At 68.5% G+C, this 22,055-nt stretch carries 25 protein-coding genes and 3 pseudogenes; 15 read left to right on the top strand and 13 right to left on the bottom strand.

Annotation, left to right across the window (positions count from 1 at the left end; all coding sequences use genetic code 11):
• Window positions 1-42: 42 nt before the first annotated feature.
• On the bottom strand, window positions 43-531 hold the full coding sequence (locus A4R44_RS39655; RefSeq protein ID WP_067592988.1) for an RDD family protein: 489 nt from the start codon (window positions 529-531) through the stop codon (window positions 43-45).
• Between the two features lie 172 nt (window positions 532-703).
• Here A4R44_RS39655 and glnA point away from each other — a divergent pair, with 172 nt between their 5' ends.
• A complete protein-coding gene (glnA, locus tag A4R44_RS39660) occupies window positions 704-2,128 on the top strand; it encodes a type I glutamate--ammonia ligase (RefSeq protein WP_067592991.1) in 1,425 nt (474 codons plus the stop codon).
• 104 nt (window positions 2,129-2,232) lie between these two features.
• On the opposite strand, the gene A4R44_RS39665 is transcribed toward glnA, so the two are convergent.
• The 5 genes and pseudogenes from A4R44_RS39665 to A4R44_RS39685 all read right to left on the bottom strand — a co-directional run bounded on the left by A4R44_RS39665 (window position 2,233) and on the right by A4R44_RS39685 (window position 5,211).
• The gene (locus A4R44_RS39665; protein ID WP_067592992.1) at window positions 2,233-2,961 is read right to left on the bottom strand and encodes a methyltransferase domain-containing protein; all 729 of its coding nucleotides are present in this window, start codon (window positions 2,959-2,961) and stop codon (window positions 2,233-2,235) included.
• Window positions 2,958-3,290 carry a helix-turn-helix transcriptional regulator gene (locus A4R44_RS39670; protein WP_067592995.1) on the bottom strand — a complete coding sequence of 111 codons (333 nt, stop codon included), beginning with the start codon at window positions 3,288-3,290 and terminating at the stop codon, window positions 2,958-2,960. Before A4R44_RS39670 ends, A4R44_RS39665 begins: the two co-directional genes overlap by 4 nt.
• Before the next feature lie 12 nt (window positions 3,291-3,302).
• The gene (locus A4R44_RS39675) at window positions 3,303-3,743 is read right to left on the bottom strand and encodes an arsenate reductase ArsC (protein ID WP_095213902.1); all 441 of its coding nucleotides are present in this window, start codon (window positions 3,741-3,743) and stop codon (window positions 3,303-3,305) included.
• A gap of 19 nt (window positions 3,744-3,762) precedes the next feature.
• The gene (arsB, locus tag A4R44_RS39680; protein WP_067592998.1) at window positions 3,763-4,845 is read right to left on the bottom strand and encodes an ACR3 family arsenite efflux transporter; all 1,083 of its coding nucleotides are present in this window, start codon (window positions 4,843-4,845) and stop codon (window positions 3,763-3,765) included.
• Window positions 4,842-5,211 (bottom strand): annotated as a pseudogene (locus tag A4R44_RS39685) (ArsR/SmtB family transcription factor). Before A4R44_RS39685 ends, arsB begins: the two are co-directional and overlap by 4 nt.
• 83 nt (window positions 5,212-5,294) lie before the next feature.
• Between A4R44_RS39685 and A4R44_RS39690 the strand changes: the two are divergent.
• Window positions 5,295-5,765 (top strand): ArsI/CadI family heavy metal resistance metalloenzyme, encoded by a 471-nt coding sequence (locus A4R44_RS39690; RefSeq protein ID WP_067593001.1) that lies wholly within the window; start codon window positions 5,295-5,297, stop codon window positions 5,763-5,765.
• A 98-nt stretch (window positions 5,766-5,863) separates the two neighbouring features.
• On the opposite strand, the pseudogene A4R44_RS51395 reads toward A4R44_RS39690, so the two are convergent.
• Window positions 5,864-6,128: pseudogene (locus A4R44_RS51395) on the bottom strand (glycine C-acetyltransferase); the annotation flags it as partial.
• 161 nt (window positions 6,129-6,289) lie between these two features.
• Between A4R44_RS51395 and A4R44_RS51970 the strand changes: the two are divergent.
• From A4R44_RS51970 to A4R44_RS39700, 4 genes are all read left to right on the top strand, one after another.
• On the top strand, window positions 6,290-6,424 hold the full coding sequence (locus A4R44_RS51970) for a hypothetical protein (protein WP_255366217.1): 135 nt from the start codon (window positions 6,290-6,292) through the stop codon (window positions 6,422-6,424).
• Window positions 6,425-6,599: 175 nt separating this feature from the next.
• The gene (locus A4R44_RS51400) at window positions 6,600-6,806 is read left to right on the top strand and encodes a hypothetical protein (RefSeq protein WP_157905123.1); all 207 of its coding nucleotides are present in this window, start codon (window positions 6,600-6,602) and stop codon (window positions 6,804-6,806) included.
• A 105-nt stretch (window positions 6,807-6,911) separates the two neighbouring features.
• The gene (locus A4R44_RS39695) at window positions 6,912-7,580 is read left to right on the top strand and encodes a hypothetical protein (RefSeq protein WP_067593003.1); all 669 of its coding nucleotides are present in this window, start codon (window positions 6,912-6,914) and stop codon (window positions 7,578-7,580) included.
• 222 nt (window positions 7,581-7,802) lie between these two features.
• Complete coding sequence (locus tag A4R44_RS39700) at window positions 7,803-9,014, top strand: oxygenase MpaB family protein (protein WP_067593007.1); 1,212 nt, start codon at window positions 7,803-7,805, stop codon at window positions 9,012-9,014.
• On the opposite strand, the gene A4R44_RS39705 is transcribed toward A4R44_RS39700, so the two are convergent.
• The 4 genes from A4R44_RS39705 to A4R44_RS39720 all read right to left on the bottom strand — a co-directional run bounded on the left by A4R44_RS39705 (window position 9,011) and on the right by A4R44_RS39720 (window position 13,312).
• Window positions 9,011-10,153 carry a TetR/AcrR family transcriptional regulator gene (locus A4R44_RS39705; RefSeq protein WP_067593010.1) on the bottom strand — a complete coding sequence of 381 codons (1,143 nt, stop codon included), beginning with the start codon at window positions 10,151-10,153 and terminating at the stop codon, window positions 9,011-9,013. The genes A4R44_RS39700 and A4R44_RS39705 overlap by 4 nt on opposite strands.
• A 101-nt stretch (window positions 10,154-10,254) precedes the next feature.
• Window positions 10,255-10,905, bottom strand: a complete 651-nt coding sequence (locus A4R44_RS39710) for an HAD family phosphatase (RefSeq protein WP_067593013.1) — start codon at window positions 10,903-10,905, stop codon at window positions 10,255-10,257.
• A gap of 35 nt (window positions 10,906-10,940) precedes the next feature.
• Window positions 10,941-12,179, bottom strand: coding sequence for an amidohydrolase family protein (locus A4R44_RS39715; RefSeq protein WP_067593016.1), 1,239 nt, complete (start codon window positions 12,177-12,179; stop codon window positions 10,941-10,943).
• Window positions 12,176-13,312: an aminotransferase class V-fold PLP-dependent enzyme gene (locus A4R44_RS39720; protein WP_067593019.1), complete on the bottom strand. Its 1,137-nt coding sequence runs from the start codon at window positions 13,310-13,312 to the stop codon at window positions 12,176-12,178. The genes A4R44_RS39715 and A4R44_RS39720 overlap by 4 nt, the downstream gene beginning before the upstream one ends.
• A gap of 173 nt (window positions 13,313-13,485) precedes the next feature.
• Between A4R44_RS39720 and A4R44_RS39725 the strand changes: the two genes are divergently transcribed.
• From A4R44_RS39725 to A4R44_RS39760, 9 genes and pseudogenes are all read left to right on the top strand, one after another.
• Window positions 13,486-13,704, top strand: a complete 219-nt coding sequence (locus A4R44_RS39725; RefSeq protein WP_067593022.1) for a DUF3311 domain-containing protein — start codon at window positions 13,486-13,488, stop codon at window positions 13,702-13,704.
• A 4-nt stretch (window positions 13,705-13,708) separates the two neighbouring features.
• Window positions 13,709-15,214 carry a sodium:solute symporter gene (locus A4R44_RS39730; protein ID WP_067593025.1) on the top strand — a complete coding sequence of 502 codons (1,506 nt, stop codon included), beginning with the start codon at window positions 13,709-13,711 and terminating at the stop codon, window positions 15,212-15,214.
• Window positions 15,215-15,227: 13 nt separating this feature from the next.
• Window positions 15,228-15,764, top strand: coding sequence for a helix-turn-helix domain-containing protein (locus A4R44_RS39735; protein ID WP_067593027.1), 537 nt, complete (start codon window positions 15,228-15,230; stop codon window positions 15,762-15,764).
• Between the two features lie 74 nt (window positions 15,765-15,838).
• Complete coding sequence (locus A4R44_RS39740) at window positions 15,839-16,774, top strand: AraC family transcriptional regulator (RefSeq protein ID WP_067593034.1); 936 nt, start codon at window positions 15,839-15,841, stop codon at window positions 16,772-16,774.
• Between the two features lie 50 nt (window positions 16,775-16,824).
• On the top strand, window positions 16,825-17,652 hold the full coding sequence (locus A4R44_RS39745; RefSeq protein WP_067593037.1) for a carbohydrate-binding protein: 828 nt from the start codon (window positions 16,825-16,827) through the stop codon (window positions 17,650-17,652).
• Between the two features lie 164 nt (window positions 17,653-17,816).
• Window positions 17,817-17,990: a hypothetical protein gene (locus A4R44_RS51405; protein ID WP_232791982.1), complete on the top strand. Its 174-nt coding sequence runs from the start codon at window positions 17,817-17,819 to the stop codon at window positions 17,988-17,990.
• A 17-nt stretch (window positions 17,991-18,007) separates the two neighbouring features.
• A pseudogene (locus A4R44_RS51410) lies at window positions 18,008-18,073 on the top strand (YciI family protein); the annotation flags it as partial.
• A gap of 21 nt (window positions 18,074-18,094) precedes the next feature.
• Window positions 18,095-19,351, top strand: coding sequence for an RNA polymerase sigma factor (locus A4R44_RS39755; protein WP_255366218.1), 1,257 nt, complete (start codon window positions 18,095-18,097; stop codon window positions 19,349-19,351).
• Window positions 19,351-20,196 (top strand): hypothetical protein, encoded by an 846-nt coding sequence (locus A4R44_RS39760; RefSeq protein ID WP_067593040.1) that lies wholly within the window; start codon window positions 19,351-19,353, stop codon window positions 20,194-20,196. The genes A4R44_RS39755 and A4R44_RS39760 overlap by 1 nt, the downstream gene beginning before the upstream one ends.
• Window positions 20,197-20,248: 52 nt before the next feature.
• Here the strand turns inward: A4R44_RS39760 and A4R44_RS39765 are convergent, their stop codons facing one another.
• Together A4R44_RS39765 and A4R44_RS39770 are read right to left on the bottom strand one after the other, a co-directional pair.
• Window positions 20,249-21,136 carry a hypothetical protein gene (locus A4R44_RS39765; RefSeq protein ID WP_067593044.1) on the bottom strand — a complete coding sequence of 296 codons (888 nt, stop codon included), beginning with the start codon at window positions 21,134-21,136 and terminating at the stop codon, window positions 20,249-20,251.
• Window positions 21,137-21,414: 278 nt separating this feature from the next.
• Entirely contained in the window at window positions 21,415-22,011 is a 597-nt protein-coding gene (locus A4R44_RS39770) for a TetR/AcrR family transcriptional regulator (protein ID WP_067593104.1), read from the bottom strand.
• Window positions 22,012-22,055: the final 44 nt, after the last annotated feature.

Consider the following 22,055-nt stretch of genomic DNA (forward strand, 5'->3'; position numbering starts at 1 on the left):
GGGCCGGCTCCGCCGGAGATCCAGCGGCCCCTTGGAGCAGCCTCAGCGCATCCGGATGACGACGGTGTTGGTGGCGCGGTCGAGCCAGTTGCGGCCGTCGGCATTGCGCACCAGCGGCGGGAGCAGCAGCACCGTCAGCACCATCCGGACCAGTGCGCGCCACGCGCCGACCATCGTCGCCCCGTCCAGGCGCGCCACCCGGATGCCGAGGGCCGCCATGCCGGGGGTGAAGCCGAAGAACGTGACCGGGATGACCGTCATGACCGCCCAGACCGCGCCCGCCCAGAGGTTGAACGTCTGCATCGCGGCGGCGTTCTGCAGGTCGTAGCGCACGAACAGGGTCGTGATCAGCGAGGCGAGCGCCAGATCGAGCACCAGCGCGAGGAAGCGCGGGCCACCGCCGGCCACCGCGCCCACGCCCGATTCGGGCAGGCCCATCGACTCGCCACGCCACTTCGGGGCCTCGCGCGGGCCCGCCGCGGTGGAGCCGTCGCCCGCGCCCGGCAGCCATTCACCCGTCCATCTCGCCACCCGTCCAGGGTATGCCGGTGGCGCGGACCACATCCGGCCTGGTCGACTGGGTTGTGACGGCGGCCCGTTAACACCGGCGAAACATTCGGGTGACGGTCGGGCAACACCGCCCTCTTAGCGTGAGCCGAAGAGAGTACAGCCGCCGGTAACGAACGAGAAGGAGTCACCGAGGGTGCCCACTACTCCAGACGACATTCAGCGCCTCATCGCCGACGAGAAGGTCGAGTCGATCGACGTCAGGTTCTGCGACCTGCCGGGCGTCATGCAGCACTTCACGGTGCCCGCCAAGGCGTTCGACCTGGAGGCGTACGAAGAGGGTCTCGCCTTCGACGGCTCCTCGGTGCGCGGCTTCCAGTCGATCCACGAGTCCGACATGCTGCTGCTGCCGGACCCCGAGACGGCGCGGATCGACCCGTTCCGCAAGGCGAAGACGCTCTCGCTGAACTTCTTCGTGCACGACCCGTTCACCCGTGAGGCCTACAGCCGCGACCCGCGCAACATCGCGCGCAAGGCCGAGCAGTACATCGCGGAGTACGGCGTCGCCGACAACGTCTTCTTCGGCCCCGAGGCGGAGTTCTACATCTTCGACTCGGTCCGTTTCGAGGACGCCGAGCACCTGTCGTTCCACGAGATCGACTCGGTCGAGGGCTGGTGGAACACCGGCGCCGACACCGAGGGCGGGAACCAGGGCTACAAGACGAAGTTCAAGGGCGGCTACTTCCCCGTCCCGCCAGTCGACCACTTCGCCGACCTGCGCGACGACATCGTCCGCGAGCTGACGAACTCCGGCTTCGAGATCGAGCGCGCGCACCACGAGGTGGGCACCGCCGGCCAGACGGAGATCAACTACAAGTTCAACACGCTGCTGCACGCTGCCGACGACCTGCAGCTGTTCAAGTACATCGTGAAGAACACCGTGTTCGCCGCGGGCAAGACCGCGACGTTCATGCCGAAGCCGCTCGCCGGCGACAACGGTTCGGGCATGCACTGCCACCAGTCGCTGTGGAAGGACGGCCAGCCGCTGTTCCACGACGAGTCCGGCTACGCGGGCCTGTCCGACACGGCGCGGCACTACATCGGCGGCCTGCTCAAGCACGCGCCGAGCCTGCTGGCCTTCACCAACCCGACGGTGAACTCCTACCACCGCCTGGTGCCGGGCTTCGAGGCGCCGGTCAGCCTGGTGTACTCGCAGCGCAACCGCTCCGCGTGCGTCCGCATCCCGATCACCGGCAACAACGCGAAGGCCAAGCGCGCCGAGTTCCGCTGCCCGGACTCCTCGGGCAACCCCTACCTCGCGTTCTCCGCGATGATGATGGCCGGGCTCGACGGCATCAAGAACAAGATCGAGCCGCCGGAGCCGATCGACAAGGACCTCTACGAGCTGCCGCCCGAGGAGGCCAAGAACGTCAAGCTGGTCCCGGGCGACCTGGGCACCGTGCTGGACACCCTGGAAGCCGACCACGATTACCTGCTCGAGGGCGGCGTCTTCACGCCCGACGTGATCGAGACGTGGGTCCAGTACAAGCGCGAAAACGAAATCGACCCGCTGCGGCTTCGCCCGCACCCGTATGAGTTCTCGCTGTACTACGACGTGTGATCGGTGCCGGGAGGCACGATCCCCGTCAGACACGGGACGGCGGCCGAGGGAATTCCTCGGCCGCCGTCCCGTTTTCTGCGTACCCGAGCCTCCGCTGCCGGCAATCAGTGGGACGGCTTGCCGGCGCGGATGATCGCCGAGTACAGCTTGGGTCCGGCTTCATGGGTACGCCGGACCTCAACGCTCACGAGTCCCGCGGCGTGCAGCAAGCTGCGGTAATCGTCCGCCGTCAATGCCCCGCCGAGACATTCGACAGTCCCGTCGGCGGCCGTGCGCTCCGCGTCGGTCAGAGTTTCGTCGGCGAGGATGTCCGTCACGCCCAGTCGGCCGCCGGGACGCAGAACACGCGCGATCCCCGCGAACACAGCCGGTTTGTCCGGGGACAGGGCGATGACGCAATTGGAGATCACGACGTCGACAGTGTTGTCCGGCAAGGGAATAGCTTCGATCGCGCCTTTGACGAACTCGACATTGCCGAGCCCCGCTTGAGCGGCGTGCCGACGAGCGAGAGCGAGCATCTCGTCGGTCATGTCGAGGCCGATGGCGTGGCCGGCGGGCCCGACGCGACGGGCGGAAAGCAGCACGTCGAGGCCGCCGCCGGAGCCGAGGTCGAGGACGGTCTCGCCCGGGCGCACATCGGCGACGGCGAGCGGGTTTCCGCATCCCAAACTGGTGGACGCCACTGCTTCGGGGACGCTGTCTGCCGCGTAGTGCACGACGCCGAGCCGCTCGGTGTCCCCTGCTCCGGACAGCAGGCCGGGCGCTTCGCCCGCCAACGCTCGCCGAGCAGCATCGGCGTAGCGGTCGCGGATCGCGTCTTGGTCCGGTCTCATCGCGCCACCTCGCAGGCGATGTCGGCGAACTGGGCAGCGGGGCGACCCATGACGACGTCAGCCGCGCTAGGGAAGCAAGACAAACACTGCTCGTTGACCCGGTACAACCGTGCGGTGCCCTGCGGCCGCACGAGGACGAACCGGGATTCGGTCAGGACCTTGAGATGCGCCGAGACAGTCGACTGGCTGACGCTCACCTGCTCGACGATCTCACCGACTGCCAGTGGGCGGCCCGCCGAGGCGAGCAGGTGCAAGATCTGGACGCGCGTCGGATCCGCGAGCGCCCGGAACCAGCCGGCGTAGGTCTCCGCGGTAGCCCGGTCCAGCACGCCACACCTCCTTCATCGTCCATCGACGATGGACGATGAAGAGGGAGCAGGCCAGGCGACGGCGAGTTCGGCCAGCAGAGCGCGGACCCGCCGGGCTGTCTCGTCGCGGATCGGGCGAATCCGCTCAGCCGGAAGGCCCGCCGGGTCGTCGAGTCGCCAGTCGAGGTAGCGCTTGCCGGGGAACACGGGACAGGCGTCACCGCACCCCATGGTGATCACCACGTCGGCCGCTTGGACGCCCTCGGTGGTCAAGGGCTTGGGAAACTCGCGCGAAAGATCGATGCCGAGTTCGTTCATGACCGCCACGACGGCGGGGTTGACCGTGTCCGCCGGGGCGGATCCGGCGGAGCGGACGACGACCCGGCCCTGCGCATGGTGATGCAGGAGCGCTGCCGCCATTTGCGAGCGTCCGGCGTTGTGGACGCAGACGAAGAGAACTTCGGGGATGGGCACAACGGCTCCTCCGGAGCGGTCACGACGCGGTTTCCGCGGCCAGAGCGGACCCGGCGGCGAACCGGCGCCGAAGCGCGAGAGACACGTAGACCAGGGCCACCAGGACCGGGACTTCGATGAGCGGGCCGACCACCCCGGCGAGAGCCTGTCCGCTGGTCGCACCGAAAGTGGCGATCGCGACCGCGATGGCGAGTTCGAAGTTGTTGCCCGCGGCGGTGAACGCCAGCGTTGTGGTTCGTTCGTACGACAGGCCGACCGCCTTGCCGAGCGCGTAGGAACCGGCCCACATGAGTCCGAAGTAGACCAGCAGCGGCAGCGCGATCCGGGCGACGTCGAGCGGACGGCTGGTGATCTGGTCTCCCTGCAACGCGAACAGGACCACGATGGTGAACAGGAGGCCGTACAGCGCGACCGGGCCGGCCTTCGGCAGGAACCGGGATTCGTACCAGGCGCGGCCCTTCGCGCGTTCGCCCAGCCTCCGCGAGAGGTAGCCGGCGAGCAGCGGGATGCCCAGGAACACCAGCACGCTCTTGGCGATCCGCCACGCGGAAACGCTCAGCTCCGCTTGCGGCAGGCCGGGCCAGCCGGGCAGCACGACGAGGTAGAACCAGCCGAGGACGCCGAACATGACGACCTGGAACACCGAGTTCAGCGCGACCAGCACGGCGGCGGCTTCCCGGTCGCCGCAGGCAAGGTCGTTCCAGATGATCACCATCGCGATGCAGCGAGCGAGACCCACGATGATCAGCCCGGTCCGGTACTCCGGCAGGCCGGGCAGCAGCAGCCAGGCGAGGGCGAACATCAGCGCCGGGCCGATCAGCCAGTTCAGCACCAGCGACGGCCACAACAGCCGCCGATCGGCCGTCACCGCGGCGAGCCGGTCGTAGCGGACCTTCGCCAGCACCGGGTACATCATCACCAGGAGCCCGAGCGCGATCGGCAACGAAATCCCGTCGACCCGCACCGCGGACAACACGGTGTTCAGCCCGGGAATCCACCGGCCGGCGAGAAGCCCGGCGACCATCGCCGCCGCGATCCACACGGGCAGGAACCGGTCCAAAGTGGACAGCTTGCCGACCGCCCCGGGAGACACGCTGTTCATGCCGGTACCGGAGTGTCGCCGGGGACGAGCACGGCCGACAGGCGGGCAAGCACCTCCGGATGAACGCGGTAGTACACCCAGGTTCCCCGCCGTTCACCGGTGATCAGGCCGGACTCGCGCAGCACCTTGAGGTGGTGGGAGATGGTCGGGCCGGTCAGGTCGAACGCGTCGGTCAGGTCGCACACGCACGNCGCACGCTTCGCCGCCGGCATGGGAGGCGATCAGCGACAGCAGCCGCAACCGGACCGGGTCGGCCATCGCCTTGAACAGCTTGGACAGCTCGACGGCTTGGTCCTCGCTGAGCGGTTCGCGAGCCAGCGGGGAGCAACAGGCGTCCATCGCGACGACCGGCAACTGTTTCGGCATGCGTCTATCTTGACACCTTTCTAAGTAGAGGACAAACTCAGCCTCGACGCTGATTCGACAAACGTCTATTCAAGGAGGACGAGATGGCACGGGTACAGCTCGCGCTGCGGGTCGGGGACCTGGAAGGCTCGATCGACTTCTACTCGAAGCTGTTCGGCGCCGAACCGGCCAAACTCCGGCCCGGCTACGCCAACTTCGCCATCGCCGAGCCCGCGCTCAAGCTCGTGCTCCTGGAAGGCGAGCCAGGCCAGGCGACGGTCATGGACCATCTCGGAGTCGAGGTGGAGTCGACCGGCCAGGTCAGCGAAGCCAGCAAGCGCCTCACTGGCGAGGGCCTGGAGACGCTGACCGAGGACGATACGACCTGCTGCTACGCGGTCCAGGACAAGGTGTGGGTACACGGCCCCGGCCAGGAACCCTGGGAGGTCTACACGGTCAAGGCCGATTCGCGGACCTTCGGCACCGACAGCGCCGCACTCGCCACCGCGGCGACGTGCCGCACCCCGGATGCGGAAACCGGCCAGACCACCCGTCCGGAGGGCTGCTGCTCCTGACCGCATTCGGACGCGACGGGTGGAGCGTTGCCATGGCCCGCCAGGATCTCGCTGGCGGGCCACTCGCGTTTCGTCAGCCGTTTTTGGCGCGTGCGGCGACGGACGGCCTCGCCTGTGTCGCCGAACATCACCGGCACGATGGGATGTTCGCCGGGCAGGAGGCGGAAGCCTGCCTGACTCATCCGAGAGCGGAAGGCGGCGAGCGGGAGGGCGTTGGAGAACAGAGCGCTGCCGCAGCAGGTCCACGATTTCGGCATGAGCGCCGGCATAGCCTCCGGACACACCGCCGAGGGCTTTGCCGAATGTGCCGGTGACGATGTCGGCCCGGTCGCGCACGCCTAGGAGTTCGGGAGTTCCGGCACCACAGCATCGGCGAGCGGCTGGAGTACTGGACGACCGGCCTGGTCGCGGAATTCCTGTTGCCCTACACGCCTCGGACGCTGTCGGCGATCCCGAGGAGGCGGCCAGTTCTGGGTGATGAACGCGCTCCGGCACAGCCTCGATCCCGCGCGGACAACGCCGTCATGGAGGGTTTTCTCAACGAAGTCCGTGCGGGGAACCTCGACTACGACGAAGCAGTGCTCGAAGAGATCGCCGCACGGCACCTCCTCGACGGGGGCCAGTGTGAGCGCGCGGTGCCGCAGCCGCCGCGGAGCTAGCGACGACGGCCGAGCGGACACCGGTCGTCGCCCGGTTGCGCGCACTGGTAACTGGCCGACGCGCGCGAGCTGGCAGACTTGCCGAACACCGGCGACCGGATCGATCCGACGATCGGCGACCGGGTTTACCGGACCCAGAGCAGCGCCGATCTGGCGGAGCTGGCGAAAGAGATCCGTGTCGTCCGGGCGGTCAAGGGCAAGCTGGTGCGCGTGGCGAGGAACGCGCGGCTGCTCCGGGGCAGTCTCGCCCTCTGGATCGCGGGCGTTCGACGCACTGCCCTCCCCCGAACTCGTCGTGCAAGGACGCCGGGTGCCCCAGTACACCGTGCTGTTCGGCGAAATCATCGACATAGTGCTGCCCGACGTTCTCAACACTCCGTAAGGCTTTCCCGACCCGATGCCGGTGGGCCGACTCGACAAAACTGTCTGGCACGGACCTGCGCCGGGGTGTTCGCCACGCTCGCGGACTTCGGCGCGGTCACGACCGGTGCGCCCGATCCGATTTTCCGGCCCCGGCGGGCCGCTGGACACCGACGCCCGCCCGCGGACCGCGCTTTCCGGCGAAAGCGCCGAACTGGTGAGCCTGACTCCGTTGGCGGCTCGGGCGGTCCGCGCACGCTTGGTCGCCGAAGGCCGCCACGCACCGCTGATCGGGGAGCTGGCCGAGGCCGAACCCGCCGGGCTGCTCGGCTTGTCTCTCCGAGCACTACCCCTCGGCGGCCGCGAAAGCGGAATTGACCGGATGGCCGTCCGCGGCGGCCGGGAATCCGGGCTGCCGATCCTGCTGGACGCAGTCCGCCGCGGCCCGTTCCGCACGCGCGCGATGCTCGACGTGCTCGTCCAAGCTCTTCCCGCTGCGGGAGCTGTGCAACTCGGGCCACTCGCCGAGCAGCTCCTGGTCGACAACGGCGAGTTTTCGCTGGAGGAACTCGGCGAGCAGGAAGCGCTGCACGCCATCACCGAGCACCTCGTTCACCTGCTCGAAACCGGCGGCCCCGACGCTCTCGCCCCGATCCCGGCTGCCGAGGCCCCGCCGCCCGACTGCGAATCTGCCTGCCTGCGACCATCCCGACGAGGCTGGCCGGGCACGCGACCGTGCGTCCACTGGCCGGAATTTCCCGTTCTTCGCAGAAGGCCCCCCAATAAGCGCCGTTGAGCAGCCCGGCTGTCCTGATTGGCCCCGGACCGGCGTCCGGGTTTTCTTCCCGCGCCCCGGCCGGTCGTTGATCCGGAGCGGCGACACCTCTTGCCACCAGCGGTCCGGCACCATTATGTTAATGAGAAATCACTTCTTCCGAGACTGTCGACAGGGGGCGGCGAGCAGCCCCTGGCCGGTGATGGGATGGCAACGACGCCTACCAGAGAGGCAGACAAGTACATGGAGAATCTCAGCAGAAGGAAGGCGCTGACCCTCGGCGCGGCGTTGGGCATCGCGGGGATGGCGGGCACCACCGGCACCGCGTGGGCGTGGTCGGGCAAGGGGTCCATCGCCGGGAGCGGGACGGGGGCCGATCCGTTCCAGGTGTGGGACGACACCGCGGACGCGGTCGCCAAGGCGGTGCTGGCCGAGGGCAAGGTGGCGGCGGTCAATACGGCGTGGGAGAGCTGGATCGACAACAGCGCGCCGTTGCCCGCCGGCATGCCGGACTATCTGGTGGCGTATCTGCGGCAGGTCAACAAGCTGCCGTCGTGGGCGGATCCGGCCAAGCTCGCCGCTTCGGAGAAGCTTTACACCCGGCTGAGCAGTTATCTGTTCGTCTCGGAGACGCTCGGCAGCGGGATCATGAGCACCGTCATCCCGCGGGCGGCGCGGGCGGTTTACTGGTCGGCCGGCGGCGCGGACATGAAGCAGCGAGCGGCCAAGACGTTCACGTTTGGCTACGACCTGCACAATTCACAAGCTTGGGCACCGGACGGGCATTTCGTCGTTACGGCCAATAAGACTCGGTTGGTGCACGCCGCGGTGCGGAATTTGCTGCCGACGTCGGCGAAGTATCAGTCGGGCGCGGATCAGCCCAAGCCGATCAGCAATGGCGACATTTTGCGGACGTTCCATTCCGTGGCGACCTTCGCGCGCAGCAACATGCTCAAGTGGAACATCGCGTTGTCGACGGCGGAGCAGGACGCGGATCTGCATGCCTGGCAGGTCGCGCTGCATCTGCTCGGCGTCCAGGAGCAGTTCATTCCGCGGACGTGGGCGGACGCGGAAGCGCAGGCGCAGCAGATGTTGTGGCCGGTGCTCGGGCCGACCGAGGAAGGGGTCAGCCTGGCGAAGACGTTGCTCGGGTACATCGAGAAGCCGACGCTCGGGCTCGATTCCGGGTTCGTCAACGAGCTGGTGCGGTATCTGCTCAATGACCAGATGGGCGATTGGCTCGGCCTCCCCCGCGATTACGCGCAGGCGGCATTGGTCCGGCTTGAGTGGCCGGCGTACGTGGCGTTCCGGGAGGGGGCGTCCAAGATCATGCCGGGCAGTTTCTCTCTTTTCGACCAGTTCGTGCGCGGCATTTCGATGCTGTACCTCAACAACGGGACCTCGCCCACGCAGACGCCGATCACGCTCCCGGCGGCGAATCGGCCGGGTGCCTAGAGTCCCAGTGCGCTCAGCAGGAAAGCGGTAGCGGCGGCGCGGTGGCCGGGGGTGTCCTCCCACCGCAGCCGCCGGCCGGTTTCGACTACCGCGCCGAAGCCCGCGTGCACCAGCACGCGGGCTTGGCGCGCGTCCAAATCCGGCCGGGCCAGGCGAAGTTGTTGTTCCCAGACGGCGATGTGCTCACGTTGGGCGAGGATCAGCGGACGTTGCAACGCGGCGGGCAGACCGCCTAGCTCGGCGGCGGCGACGTTGGTCAGGGCGGTGTGTTCGAAGCTGTACGCCACGTAGGTCGCGGCCAGAACGGGCAGGGCTTGCGCGCCGGTAGTGCCGCGGAGGTTTTGTTCGACGGCTTCCGACAGAAGTCCCGCGGCTTGCAGGCAGGCGGCGGCCAGGATTTCGGCTTTGTTGGGGAAATGGCGGTAGAGCGCGGAAGGCACCAAGCCCACCGCCTCGGCGATTCGGGCGTTCGTGACGTTCGCGAACCCGTCGCGCTCGAACAACGGCACTGCGGCGGCGAGGATCTGCGCGCGGCGAGTTCGTGCGACGGGCTGGGCGGGCAACTCAACCGAGGACGCGGTCGGGGTGATCGTTGCGGTGGCGAGGCGGAGGGCGGATTCGGTCAGCAAGTTCTCCGCGCGGTGGTGGGCGATCGACGTGCGGTGCATGGTGATCGAGCCGATCGCGCCGAGTGCGGCTACGGCTCGGAGGTCCGCGTCCGGGGACTGCTGCACCACCTCGGTCACGCGCGCGACCACTTGGGCGAATTTCGCGCTCAGCACGCGACGGTCCGCCCGGTCGAGGTAGCGGGCTTCCCAGCGGTACAAGCCGCCGGACTCGCGATGGGCGAGCGTGACCCGGGCCAGTGGGCGGAGGACGTCTGCGGCTGGTGCGGCAGCGGGCACCGCGTCGAGGGCGGCGACGAGGCGGTCTGCCATCACGTTGGCGCATTCGGTGAAGAGGGCGTACTTGTTCGGGAAATGCCGGTACAGCGCCGCGGCGGTGATCCCGACGGCGGCGGCGATTTCCTCCATGGACGCCGCGTGGTAGCCGCGCTCGCTGAAGGCGCGGCCCGCCGCTTCGACGATGAGCTGCTTGCGGTTGCGCGGACGGGTTGCCGCAGCCGGTTCGGAGGTCACCGCGGACCCCGAGCGCTCGGATGCGGAAGTACGGCCATGCGCGCCAGTCAATCACGAGACGGNACGAGACGGGCGGGTCTTCACGTGGGCGCGAGGCGTGGTTAGCGCCACCGCCGGATCCAGGACAGGAGGTCCGCGTCTCGCAGGGACGGGACCACGACGTCGGCCGGAAATTCGGTGCCGGGCAGCGTCGGGACGCCGACCACTGGCACGCCAGCGGCGCGGGCGGACCGCAGGCCGGTCATCGAGTCCTCGAACGCGAGGGCCGACGCCGGAGCCACGCCCAGCCGGGCGCAGGACGTCAGGTAGATCTCCGGAGCCGGCTTAGGCGCGGCGACCTCGTCGGCGGCCACGCTGACCGAGAACTCGAAGCCGCCTCGCTTCAACGCGGCTTCCAGGAGCGCGCGGGGCGAATTGCTGGCCACGGCGACCGGCACCGCGGCCGCGGCCAGTTCGACCAGGTCGTGGGCTCCGGGCATCGCTTCGGCTTTGGCGGATACCACGTCGGTCACCATGGCCAGCAGTTCGTCCGCGATCGCGGGACCGTTGCCCGGTTCGCCGAACACGTCGGCCATCGTGCCGGCCGCCGCAGCGACCGACTTGCCGATGACCAGCGCCTTCTGCTCCGGCCCGAACGGAAGGCCACGACGGGCGAAAAGCTCGGTTTCGGCGACGGACCAGCAGGGTTCGGTGTCCATCAGCAGGCCGTCGCAGTCGAAGACCACAGCCTGTGGCGTCCAGTCGAAAAGCATCAAGTCCCCCTCCGGACAGCGGATCTTTCATTCTGTCATCGTCCGGCTCCCTGTTCGAGGTTTCGGCGGATTCGCTCCCGAGCGGCCGAATCGCCGGTTCCCAGGTCGGTGCCGCGAATTTCGTGGCGAAGACCGTCAGCCAGGACGAAACGCGGGTGGTGCAGCGAGGCCAGCGACTCGGTCGGGTCGCCGTCCACCGCGATGACGTCCGCGCGGAGGCCGGGCGCCAACCGACCGGTTACGTCCGCCAGGCCGCATACGCCGGCGGCGACCGAGGTGGCGCTGGCGATCGCTTGCCGCGGGGTCATTCCGGCTTCGGCGAAGGTGTCCAGGCAGTCGGCGTAGCGTTCGAAATGCACTAACGGGATTCCGGCGTCGGTTCCGGCGACGATGATGGCTCCCAGGGAGATCAGGGCGCGCAGGTTGCCGACTACGGCGTCGCGCTCGTCCCACGGGCACATGTAGTCCGCCGCAGTGCAGGCGGTGTTCATGGTCGGGCTCACGGCGATGCCACGTAAAACGATCATCTCGGCGATTCGCGGATCGAATTCCGTACCAGTACGGGTGACCCAGCCACAGTGTTCGATGCAGTCGACTCCGGCGAGCACGGCTCGTTCGATGCCTTCGACGCCCAGCGCGTGCGTCGTGACCGGCAACGAACGGGCGTGTGCTTCGGCCACCAAAGCGGTCAGCTCGTCCACGGTGTAGCGCGCTTCCGACGGATGGCTGCCGGGGGTCATGAAGCCGCCGGTGGTCATGACTTTGATCAGGTCGACGCCGTCCTCCGCGTGCTGTTCGACCGTCGCACGGACCTGGTCGACACCGTCCGCGATGCCGCCCATGGACGCGGCGTGGCCGCCGGTGACGGTGATCGGAGCGTTCGCGGCGAGGATTCGAGGGGTGGCGTTCGGGGTGGCGGCAAGGCGGTCCCGTACCCGGGTGCCCAGGGTGCCGGGTGCGCCCAGGTCGCGCGCGGTGGTGACCCCGGCGTCCAGCAATCGCTGCGCGTTGGCGATCATCCGGCGGCTCAGTGCGTCGTGATCGCTGGACATTTCCAGGGTGACTTCGCCGGAACCCGGGTCCTGGCAGAGGTGGACGTGACAGTCGATCAATCCGGGCATCAGGGTGACGTCGCCGAGGTCGGTCGCCAGGCCGTCCGGAGCGGAATTCTGTGGTCCGGCATAGGTGAGCACGCCATTTGAGACGGCGACGGCGGCGTCGTGGATCAGCGGGGCGGACGCATCGGTCAGCAGCCGCGCGGCGGTGAGGATCATGCGTGCCTCCGGTATTCCGCGAGCGCCGTGCACAGGCGGTCGATGTCGTCGATGGTGTTGTAGCAATGGAAGGAGATCCGGAGGTTCGATCCGCGTGGCGCGGTGACGATGCGGCGGGCGGCCAGGAAGTCCGCCAGGGCAACGGGATCGGCGTCGACCAGTGCGACTTGCGGGCCGGGGCGAGCGTCGGGAGCGGGCCCGTTCAGCGTTTCGCCCGCGGCGGCGAGGCGTTCGGTCGTTTCCGCGACCAGGCGTTCGACGTGCGCCCAGGCTGGCCCGGGGTCGAGTTGGCTGAGGGCTTCGATGCCTGCTCGGGCGACGTAGGCGGCGGGGATTCCGGGGGTGCCGGATTCGAAGCGGCGGGCGCTGGCCGGGACGTCGAGGAGCGCGGGGTCGAAGTCGAACGGGTCGACGCGGCCGAACCAGCCGGTCATCCGCGGCGGCTGGTGGTCTTCGACGCCGGAGCGGGCGAACAGCACCGCGATTCCGGGCAGGCCGAGCAAATACTTGAGGGTGCCGGTGATCAGGTAGTCGCAGTCCAGTCGCGTGAGGTCGACGGGGACGACGCCGGCCGCCTGATAGGCATCGACCAGAACTCGGGCGCCGACCGCCCGCGCGTGCTTGGCGATCTCGTTCACCGGTTGCAAGGAACCATTGGTGTACAAGGCGAACGGAATCGAAACGAGCCGAGTCGACGAGTCGATCTTGGCGCGGTAAGCCTCGATCACGCCGAGCGAACGCATCGCGTCCTGGCTGACCCACCGCATCTGCTCGCGCGCCGGACGTCGCGCGTGCAGCACCTGTCCGACGCTCGGAAATTCCGACGCCATCGACACAATCACGCCGCCGTCGTCGAAGTCGACCGCGTTGACCGCCTGGAAAGCGGCGTGCGACGCAGAGGGCACCAAAGCGATCTCGTCCGGTTGCGCGTGGAGGAAACCTGCCGCGGCAGTGCGCAAGCGCTCGACTTCAGTCATCCACGGACCCCACGGCGCACCCTGGTCGCGCAGCGAATACGCCAGCTCCCCCAACGCCGCGGTGACCTGCGCGGAAACCGCGCCCTGACTACACGAAGCCAGGTGCGTGGTGTCGGCCAAACTGGGGAACTGGGCACGGAACCGGTCGGGATCCACGAGTCACCTCCGCGAGAGCTGCCGTCAGCCACAGTGAACAGCGCACACTTCCACTGCGCAAGCCTCTCTCGCGTCACTCCGATTGTCGTCATTGACGCGACACAACTCATCGCTCACACTGATGCACATTCATCCAGGCTGAACATGGCGACGCGGGTAGCTGAGGAGCGATCATGACCCGACCCGGAAAACGCCGATGGCACTGGCTGCTGCTCGTCGTCCCGTTCGCGTGGTGCGTCGCGGCGATCCCGCTGGTCAACCGGATCGGCTACGTCTTCGGCTCGATCCCGTTCCTGCTGGTGTGGATGACCGCGGGCGTGCTGATCGGCTCGGGCGCGATCGGTCTCGTCTACGCGATCGACCGCCGCCGCGGCGACCTGGACCGGGTGTGACGCGATGGCACTGGCGCTCGCTCTTCTCATCGCGGTCGGCTCGATCGTCTGGGGCACCGTCGCCGCCGCGCGCGGCCGGGCGATGAATCTGCAGGAATGGTCCGTCGGCGGACGCCGGTTCGGCACCTGGCTGTTCTGGTTCCTGCTGGTCGGCGAAACGTTCACCACGTTCGCGCTGCTCGGCGCGTCACAGGGCGTGTTCAGCGACGGCGCACCCGGGTTCTACGTCCTCGGCACGGTCGTGCTGACCGCGGCGGTCGGCTATTGGGTGGTGCCGAAGATCTGGCGCGCGGGCAAGCAGCACGGCCTGGTCACCATGGCCGACTACTTCACCACCCGCTTCGAAGCCCGCTGGTTCGGCGGCCTGGTCGCGGTCTTCGGCATCGTCGCGTTGCTGCTGTACGCGCAGGTCCAGTTGACCGGGCTCAGCCTGATCCTGGCGAGCCTGTTCGGCAGCGAGGTCCCGTCGCTGGCCTACGTCATCGCCGGCGGGGTGCTGGTCGCCGGATTCGTACTGGTCGGCGGGATGCGCAGTGCCGCGTTCACCGCGATCGTCAAGGACGTGCTGCTGATCGCGATCCTGCTCGTGGTCGCGATCGGCGCGGCGGACGCGGCAGGCGTCAGCGGTCCGCTGGGCGTGTTCGACGCGATGAAACAAGCGCATCCGAGCGGCGCGACACTGCCCGGACTCCACGGGTCGACGGCCACGAACACCTGGTGGTGGATGAGTTTCCTGCTGCTCACGCCACTGGGCTCGTTCGCGCTGCCGCACATGTTCCAGGTGTCCTACAGCGCGAAGGACGTCGCGACGATCCGCCGCAATCAGGTGGTCCAGCCGCTGTATTCGCTGTTCTACGTCCTGATCGTGATGATCGCGCTCGCCGCGGTGCTCGCACTGCCGAAGCTGACCGGCAAACAGGCCAACGCGTCGTTGCTCATTTTCGTCCGCGAGAAGTACCCGGAATGGGTCATCGGACTGCTCGGCGGCGCGGGCATTCTCGTCGCGCTGGTGCCGACCGCGGTGCTGGTGCTCGCGGCCAGCAGTCTGTTCACCCGCAACGTGCTCGGGGCCCGGTCGGCGAGATGGGCCTCGTCGCTGACTGCGATGCGCGTGGGAGTTCTCGTTTTCACCGCGCTTTCCGTACTTCTTGTCGCACACAGCAACGAAAAGCTGTTGAGCATCATGACGAACGTGTACAGCGCCGTCGGACAGCTGGCTCCCGCGCTGTTCCTTTCGATGCTGTGGCGCCGGGTCACCGCGCCAGGGCTGGCGGCGGGTGCGTTGTGCGGCGGACTGATCGTCGGCGTGCCCGCGCTCGGCTCGCTCGTCGCGCACACCATGCCGGCGGGAACCGTCGTCGGATTGCCCGCGCTCGTCGTCAACCTGATCGTGACGGTGGCGGTCAGCCTGGTGACCCGGCCGCCCTCGCGAACCGCGGTCGAGGTCGGGGCGGGGGACCGCCCAGCGGGACCCGCGGAGGCCGGTGACCTGCGCCGAAGCACCGTTTGACGATAATGATCGGGTGACCGTGACGAGGATCCGCGAGTTCCGCACCCTGCGCGGGCTGACCGTGCGCCAGCTTGCCGACCAGGCGGGAGTGTCGACCGGGTTGATCAGCCAGGTCGAGCGGGGCGTCACCGACCCCAGCCTGGAAACCATGCGGCGGATCGCCGAGGTGCTCGACATCCCGCTGTTCAGCCTGTTCCAGGAGCCGGACGAGGAAACCGTCGCGGTGATCCGGCACGACGACCGGTACCGGATCTCCTCGCCGCACCACGCGATCACCTACACCCGCGCCTCGCCGGGCGGCGCGAAGCTCGAGGTGCTCGAAGGCGTGCTCGAACCCGGCGGGGTCTCGTCCGACGAACTGCGCTCGCATCCGTCCGAGGAATGCGTGGTGGTCATCGCCGGACGGCTCACCGTCCAGGTCGGCGAGCAGACGCACGTGCTCAAGACCGGCGACAGCTGCCACTTCGATTCGACCATCCCGCACCGCTTCCGCAACGACGGCCGGACCACCGCCCGCTTCCTGGTGAGCGTCACTCCACCGAGTTACTGATACTTCCGGCGGAGGTGTCCGCAGCGAAATTGGTCTAGACTTTTCGTTCCGAAACCGGCGAAAAGGACGGACTGATGCGAGGGACGACGGTGCCCCCGGGAATGTGCTGCCGACCGGTCAAAACCGGTGAACTTCCGCTGCACCGGCTTGAGGTGCCCGCACCCGGCGCGGTGCCGTTCGCGGTCGGGTCTTTCGACGCGGTCGGACCGTTGTCGCGGGCGGAATTCCCGCACCGGCACACTTTCCACGAAATCGTGCTCGTCACCGGAGGGACCGGCGCGCACGTGGTCGACCTGACGCGGTGGGAGCTGCGCCCGCCGCACCTCGGCGTCGTCACACCGGGCCAGGTGCACCACTGGGAGGCGAGCGAACTCGCCGGATCGCTCGTGCTGTTCACCGACGATTTCCTCTTCGACCATCCGGCCGACCGCGAAACCCTGCGCAGGCTGCGCGAACGGCCGTGGCTGCAACTGGACCGGACCGAGCACGACCGGACCGCGCGGCTGATCGCCGAACTCGAGGAGGAATTCCGCCGCGGCGGCGAGGACGGCGAATCCGTGCTGCGCGCGCTGCTGCACGTGCTGATCGTGCGCGCCGGACGGCTCCCCGGGATCCCGCCCGCGCCGGCACCCGCCCGCGCCCGCGCGGTAGCGGCGGAATTCGCGCAGCAGGCCGAAAAATCCGAGCTGGGACTCTGGTCGGTGCGCGCGCACGCCGAACGGCTCGGCGTCACTCCCGGCTACCTCACCGAGGCCGTCAAGGCGGCAACCGGGCGCACCGCGGCGGAACTGGTCCGCGAAGCGCGGACTCAGGAGGCGAAACGGTTCCTGCTGCGGACGAATCTGTCCGTGCGGCAGGTGGCCAGCCGCGTCGGATTCGCCGATCCGGCCTACTTTTGCCGGTTCTTCCGGCGCGAAACCGGGTTGAGCCCCGGCGGATTCCGCCGGACCGGCGACACCGCCCCGAAGATTCACCACGACTGCATGACTCCGTCCATCGCCGCGGGCTGATCTCCTCCCTACCGTCGAGGGGAATCCCGAGCCCCCACCGAGGAGCAGGCATGGACGAAGACAGAAAGTTCAGCCGCAAGGCAGTGCTCAAGGCCGCGCTGGCCGCCGGAGTCGCCGCACCGGTCGCACTCGTCGGCGGTCCCGCCCTGGCCCGCACGAATTTCGCGGGCGGGCAGAAGGTCGAGCCGACCCCGTACTGCCACGACGGCGACGAACCGACCGTCGACCAGATCGAGGGCCCGTACTTCAAGCCGAACTCGCCCGAGCGCGGCGTGCTCGTCGACCAGAACACCCCAGGCCAGCGGCTCACCGTGAGCGGCTACGTCTTCGGGTTGTCCTGCCAGCCGATCGGCCGCGCGCTGCTGGACTTCTGGCAGGCGGACGTCAACGGCGCCTACGACAACGTCGGCTACACCTTCCGCGGCCACCAGTACACGAACGACCTCGGCGAGTTCAAGCTGTCCACGATCGTGCCCGGCCTCTACCCCGGCCGGACGCGGCACATCCACGTCAAGGTCCAGGCCCCCGGGGAGCCGATCCTGACGACCCAGCTGTACTTCCCGGGCGAGCCGCGGAACAACACCGACACGATCTTCGACTCGCGGCTGCTCATGACCGTCCGCGACGCTCCGAACAACGCCAAGGAGGCCGCGTTCGACTTCGTGCTCAACGTCCAGCAGACGCCGACCGGCGGGCCCACGACGAGTCCGACGTCGCCGACCGGTCAGCCCGGCGGGACGTCCTGGACCGCGGGCACCTCGTACCCCGCAGGCACTCGCGTCACGTTCAACGGGGTCAGCTACGTGTGCAGGCAAGGCCACACCGCCCAGCAGGGCTGGGAACCGCCCAACGCGCCAGCGTTGTGGCAGAAGGGCTGATCCCCTCCTCGCGAGAACGGCGGGCTCCCCCGGGCCCGCCGTTCTCCGTTTTCCGGGAATTTCCGGGAAGCCCGGCTCGTGCTGTCGAGTTACGGTCGACGCGTTCGTCTTCCGCTGACGAACTCGCCGGACCGGCCCTCGGAGGACACCTGCGGTACCTGCCGGTGATCTACAACTGCGGCCGCCCGGAACCCGGCGATCCGGCCTTCCCGGACGCGCTGGCCAGGGTGAACGCGTTCGCCGACGAATGCCGCCGGCGCGGGACGAACGTGACCGAGCATCCGCTGCAAGGCGAGCACACCGCCACCACGGTCAGCGTCCACGGGGAAAGACGCTGATCACCAACGGGCCGTTCCTGGAGACCCACGAGCATCTCGGCGGCGTCTACGTCCTGGACTGCCGCGACCTCGACGAAGCTCTCGAACTCGCCGCACTGTGCCCGATGGCCGCGGTCGGCACCGTCGAGGTGCGCCCGGTCGCCAGCGTGCCAGGGCTCTCGCACCAGGCATGGCCTCGTCGTTGCGGGAGGACCTACCGCGTGCACCGGGCTCGGATGCTCGCGGCGCTGGTCCGCGTCCTCGGCGACTTCGAACTCGCCGAGGACGCACTCCAGGACGCGTGCGCGCTCGCACTGCGCTACTGGGGCGGCGAGCCGCCGGACGACCCCGTAGCGTGGCTGCTGACCGCCGCCCGCAACAGCGCGATCGACCGGCTCCGGCGCGCCCGCCGCGGTCGGGAGAAGCTCGCTCAGCTCGGGGAACAGCCGGAGGCCGCGGTGGAACCGTCCGAGAACAGCCTGCTCGCGATCGGCGACGAACGGCTCAGCCTCGTCTTCACCTGCTGCCACCCCGCGCTCGCCGAGGCGCGCGTCGCGTTGACCCTGCAAGCAGTGGCCGGGCTGACCGCGGGGCAGATCGCGCGGACGTTCCTGGTCAGCGAAGCGACGCTGGCGCAGCGGCTGGTGCGGGCCAAACGCAAGATCCGCGACGCCAGGATCAGCCTCGCCGTGCCAGCCGATCATCTGCTGCCCGAGCGGTTGTCCGGGGTCTTGGCGGTGCTGTATTTGATCTTCGCTCAAGGGTACACCGCTCCGGAACATCGGGAGCTGCAACAGGAAGGGATCCGGCTGGCGAAACTGGTCGCGACGCTCATGCCGGACGAACCCGAAGCGCTCGGCCTGGTTTCGCTGCTGCTCGCACACGATTCGCGCACCGCCGCTCGCTACGCACCGGACGGCGACCTCGTGTTGCTCGAAGACCAGGACCGAAGTCGTTGGGACTACAGCGAAATCGCCGAAGCTATCAGGTTGCTGGACCGTGCACTGCGCTTCCAGATGCCTGGGCCGGATCAGTTGCAGGCCGCCATCGCCGTGCAGCACGCGCGGGCTCGTTCCACGGCGGACACCGACTGGGCGGCGATCGCCGGGTTGTATCAGCGGTTGCACGAAACGAGTCCGTCGCCGGTGATCGCACTGAACCACGCCGTCGCGGTCGCCATGGCCACCAGCCCGGAAGAAGGTCTGGCGCTTATCGACGGGCTCGACCGGTATCACCTGATGCACGCCGCACGCGCCGACCTGTTGCGCCGCCTCGGCCGCACCGACGAGGCGATGGCCGCCTACCGGCGGGCCCGCGAACTCGCTGTCAATCCAGCCGACCGGCGTTTCCTCGCGGGCCGCTTAGCCATCTTGGAGTCCTGATGAGACTGTCCATTCTCGACAACGGACATCGCCTGCGGGCCAGGCTGTTCCTGTCTGTTACCTCGAAACAGCCGCCGGACATCGTGAAGATGCTGCTGTACCGTCCCGGTTTCCTCACCCGGACGCTGCTGGATCTCACCGCTCCGGCGATGCGCGGCCCGTCGTACTGGACGGCCGGGGAACGCGAATTTCTCGCCATGTCAACGGCGTTGCTGCACGAGTGCCCGTTCTGCATCGACTCGCACGCGGAGCTGACCAGGATCGCCGGACAAGGCGAGATCGACCCGTCGCGACCAGACGCGGCGCGGCCTGAGGTGCGCACCGTTCGGGCGTTCCTGGAGACCGTCACGCTGAATCCGGACCAGATCGTGCTGCCGGATCTTCCGCCGGAGGCGATTCGCGAGGCACTGCGGGTGAACCTGGTGTGGAACATCGTGAACCGGCTCGCGAACGCGTTCGGCTTCGTGCTGCGCGAAGGCCAGTTGGAGAGCGGAACCCGTGCCCTGCACAAATTCGGGTACCGGTTCCCCGGCTTCCTGCTCGCCGATGGTCCGGCAGGCAAGCACGAGGATCCGGTGGAGAACATGCGGTATTCCGTGTTCACCGCGCCCGCGGTAACCGACCAGGCGCTTCGCACAGCGGCGGCGAGCGGGGACGGCTTGCCCGCGCCGTTGCGGCCGTTCGCGGCCAAGGTCCGCGACGCGTCTGACCGGCTCACGGATGCCGATTTCGCCGAACTGACCACGAAATACCAGGAAGACGAGGTCTACGAGATCACCGTCGCCGCGGCCGTCTGCGCCGCGTTGCGCAGTTTCGATGCCGGGCAGCGGAAACTCGACGCGTAACGCGAACCGGCGGCCAGGAATACCCGGCCGCCGGTTCGCGTCAGTCATCCGCTCAGGGACGGTAAAGCTCCTTCACGACGTCGATGTTGTCGTTCTTGTCGACGTGGATCTCGGCCTGCGGCGGGGTCGGGCCGGTCAGCGCCTCCATCAGGGCCTGCTCGGTGCACGGGTTCGTGCCGCGGCCCTGCGGGTCGAGGGCGACCTCGCTGCCCGGGCACAGTTCGGCCGCGCCGAACACCTGGGTGGTCTTGCTGACCGGCAGGCGGTAGATCTTGGGGTCGCTGGGAACGGAGTGGCCGTTGTCCGGACCGCCCTTCTGCCAGGTGATCAGCTGGAACTGGGCCATGTTGACCGAACGGTCGAACCCGGTGAACTGCACGGTCTGCGTCGTGTTCGGGAAGCGGCGCGCCGGGGCGGCGGGCTGCTGGCCACCCGTGCCCCCGGCCGGCGCGGTCTTGATCATGAACTCGGTGCCGCCGTCCTTGCCGCAATTCACGACGCCCTGGGCGAATTCGTCTCCCGCGCCCAGCGCACAGGTCCAATGCCCGTCGATGTCGAGCACCCGGCGGCCGGGACCCTCGCCCTGCGTCGGCGCCAATTCGTAGTACTTCATCATGACATCGAATGCTTCGGTACAGCCCGGAATGGTTCCGTCGTTGCTCTGCACGGCGATCAGATCCATTTTCGGACCGTCCGCCGGGCCGACCTGACCGCCGAGCTTGCTGCAGTTGACATCGCCGTTCGACGTGGCCGCGGTGCCCGCCGCACCGGCCGAACCGCCCTGCGGGTTCTGCTTGACGGCCGCCGCGGCGGAAACGTTCTTCGCCGCGGAACCATTTCCGTCGACATTGTTTCCGCTGCACGCGGAAAGCAAAGCAGTCGCGGCGACCGCCCCGCCGACCATGACCAGCTTCATCGACTTCATCGCGGTGAATCCCATTTCATGCTCCCCGTGTCTTTTGGCGAATCTCTAACCCTCAAGACGTGAAGCGCCGAATGACGTTGCCCGGAAGTCGCCCGGAGAGCCGTCGTTGCCCCAATGTCGCCCCCGCTTGGTCCATGCGGGCACGACCTCGGCCTGCCTCGCAACCCCCGCCCAGAACACGGGTGACGGTCTCCTCGTCGCGGCGGTGATCGGGGTCACGCCGCGGGCGTCTTCTCGACCAGGGACTACGTGCCGCAGGCCGTACCGGACCTGGTACGGGCCATCGCGGTGGATTAGGCCGGGATGCCGAGCGCCGACAGCCACACCCGGGTCAGCGTCGCCGCCGCGTCGTCCAGCGAGCTGTCCGCGACAAACGCCTGGTAGAAGACGCGTTCGGTCATCCAGACCAGCGCCGCGGCGACCTCCGCCGCGGTTCCGGACGGCAGTCCGGCGCGCTCGGCGACACCCCCCATGGTGTCGGCGAGCGCGATCACCGCCGAGCGCCACGCCTGGTCGATCGCCGGAACCGACGGGGAGAGCTCGACCGCCGTGCGCATCACCGTGCCGTGCTCGCGCCACATCCGGGCGGTCCGCTCGATCCCCTGCCGGACCGCGTCGCCGGGAGCCGACGCGGCCGTGTCCACCGCGTCGACCTCGGCGCGCAGTTCGGTCACCGTCCGCTCGACCAGCGCGGCGAGCACCTCGTTCTTGGACCCGAAGTAGAAGTAGAGCGCGCCCCGGGTGATTCCGGCGTCCTGCGCGATCGTGGCGACGGTCATGCCCGCCCCGCCCGTCGAGTTCAGCTGCTGCTCCGCCGCGTCGAGAATCGCGCGTTCGCGCAGATCCCCCTTGGTCGGAGCGGTCCGACGGCGAGTGCTTCGCTCTTCCACCTGCACGTTCTATCACGCTGACTATTTTTGACGCAGTGCAGATT

The sequence above is a fragment of the Amycolatopsis sp. M39 genome, assembly GCF_001651785.1.
Classification (GTDB): Bacteria; Actinomycetota; Actinomycetes; order Mycobacteriales; family Pseudonocardiaceae; genus Amycolatopsis; species Amycolatopsis rubida.

Coding starts and splice junctions, on each gene's coding strand:
- A4R44_RS51970 (WP_255366217.1), top strand. CDS start 6,290: ATGGAGGGTTTTCTCAACGAAGTCCGTGCGGGGAACCTCGACTACGAC.
- A4R44_RS39730 (WP_067593025.1), top strand. CDS start 13,709: ATGGCACTGGCGCTCGCTCTTCTCATCGCGGTCGGCTCGATCGTCTGG.
- A4R44_RS39725 (WP_067593022.1), top strand. CDS start 13,486: ATGACCCGACCCGGAAAACGCCGATGGCACTGGCTGCTGCTCGTCGTC.
- A4R44_RS39760 (WP_067593040.1), top strand. CDS start 19,351: ATGAGACTGTCCATTCTCGACAACGGACATCGCCTGCGGGCCAGGCTG.
- A4R44_RS39745 (WP_067593037.1), top strand. CDS start 16,825: ATGGACGAAGACAGAAAGTTCAGCCGCAAGGCAGTGCTCAAGGCCGCG.
- A4R44_RS39690 (WP_067593001.1), top strand. CDS start 5,295: ATGGCACGGGTACAGCTCGCGCTGCGGGTCGGGGACCTGGAAGGCTCG.
- A4R44_RS39755 (WP_255366218.1), top strand. CDS start 18,095: ATGGCCGCGGTCGGCACCGTCGAGGTGCGCCCGGTCGCCAGCGTGCCA.
- A4R44_RS39740 (WP_067593034.1), top strand. CDS start 15,839: ATGCGAGGGACGACGGTGCCCCCGGGAATGTGCTGCCGACCGGTCAAA.
- A4R44_RS39710 (WP_067593013.1), bottom strand. CDS start 10,905: ATGCTTTTCGACTGGACGCCACAGGCTGTGGTCTTCGACTGCGACGGC.
- A4R44_RS39715 (WP_067593016.1), bottom strand. CDS start 12,179: ATGATCCTCACCGCCGCGCGGCTGCTGACCGATGCGTCCGCCCCGCTG.
- A4R44_RS39765 (WP_067593044.1), bottom strand. CDS start 21,136: ATGGGATTCACCGCGATGAAGTCGATGAAGCTGGTCATGGTCGGCGGG.
- A4R44_RS39665 (WP_067592992.1), bottom strand. CDS start 2,961: ATGAGACCGGACCAAGACGCGATCCGCGACCGCTACGCCGATGCTGCT.
- arsB (WP_067592998.1), bottom strand. CDS start 4,845: ATGAACAGCGTGTCTCCCGGGGCGGTCGGCAAGCTGTCCACTTTGGAC.
- A4R44_RS39700 (WP_067593007.1), top strand. CDS start 7,803: ATGGAGAATCTCAGCAGAAGGAAGGCGCTGACCCTCGGCGCGGCGTTG.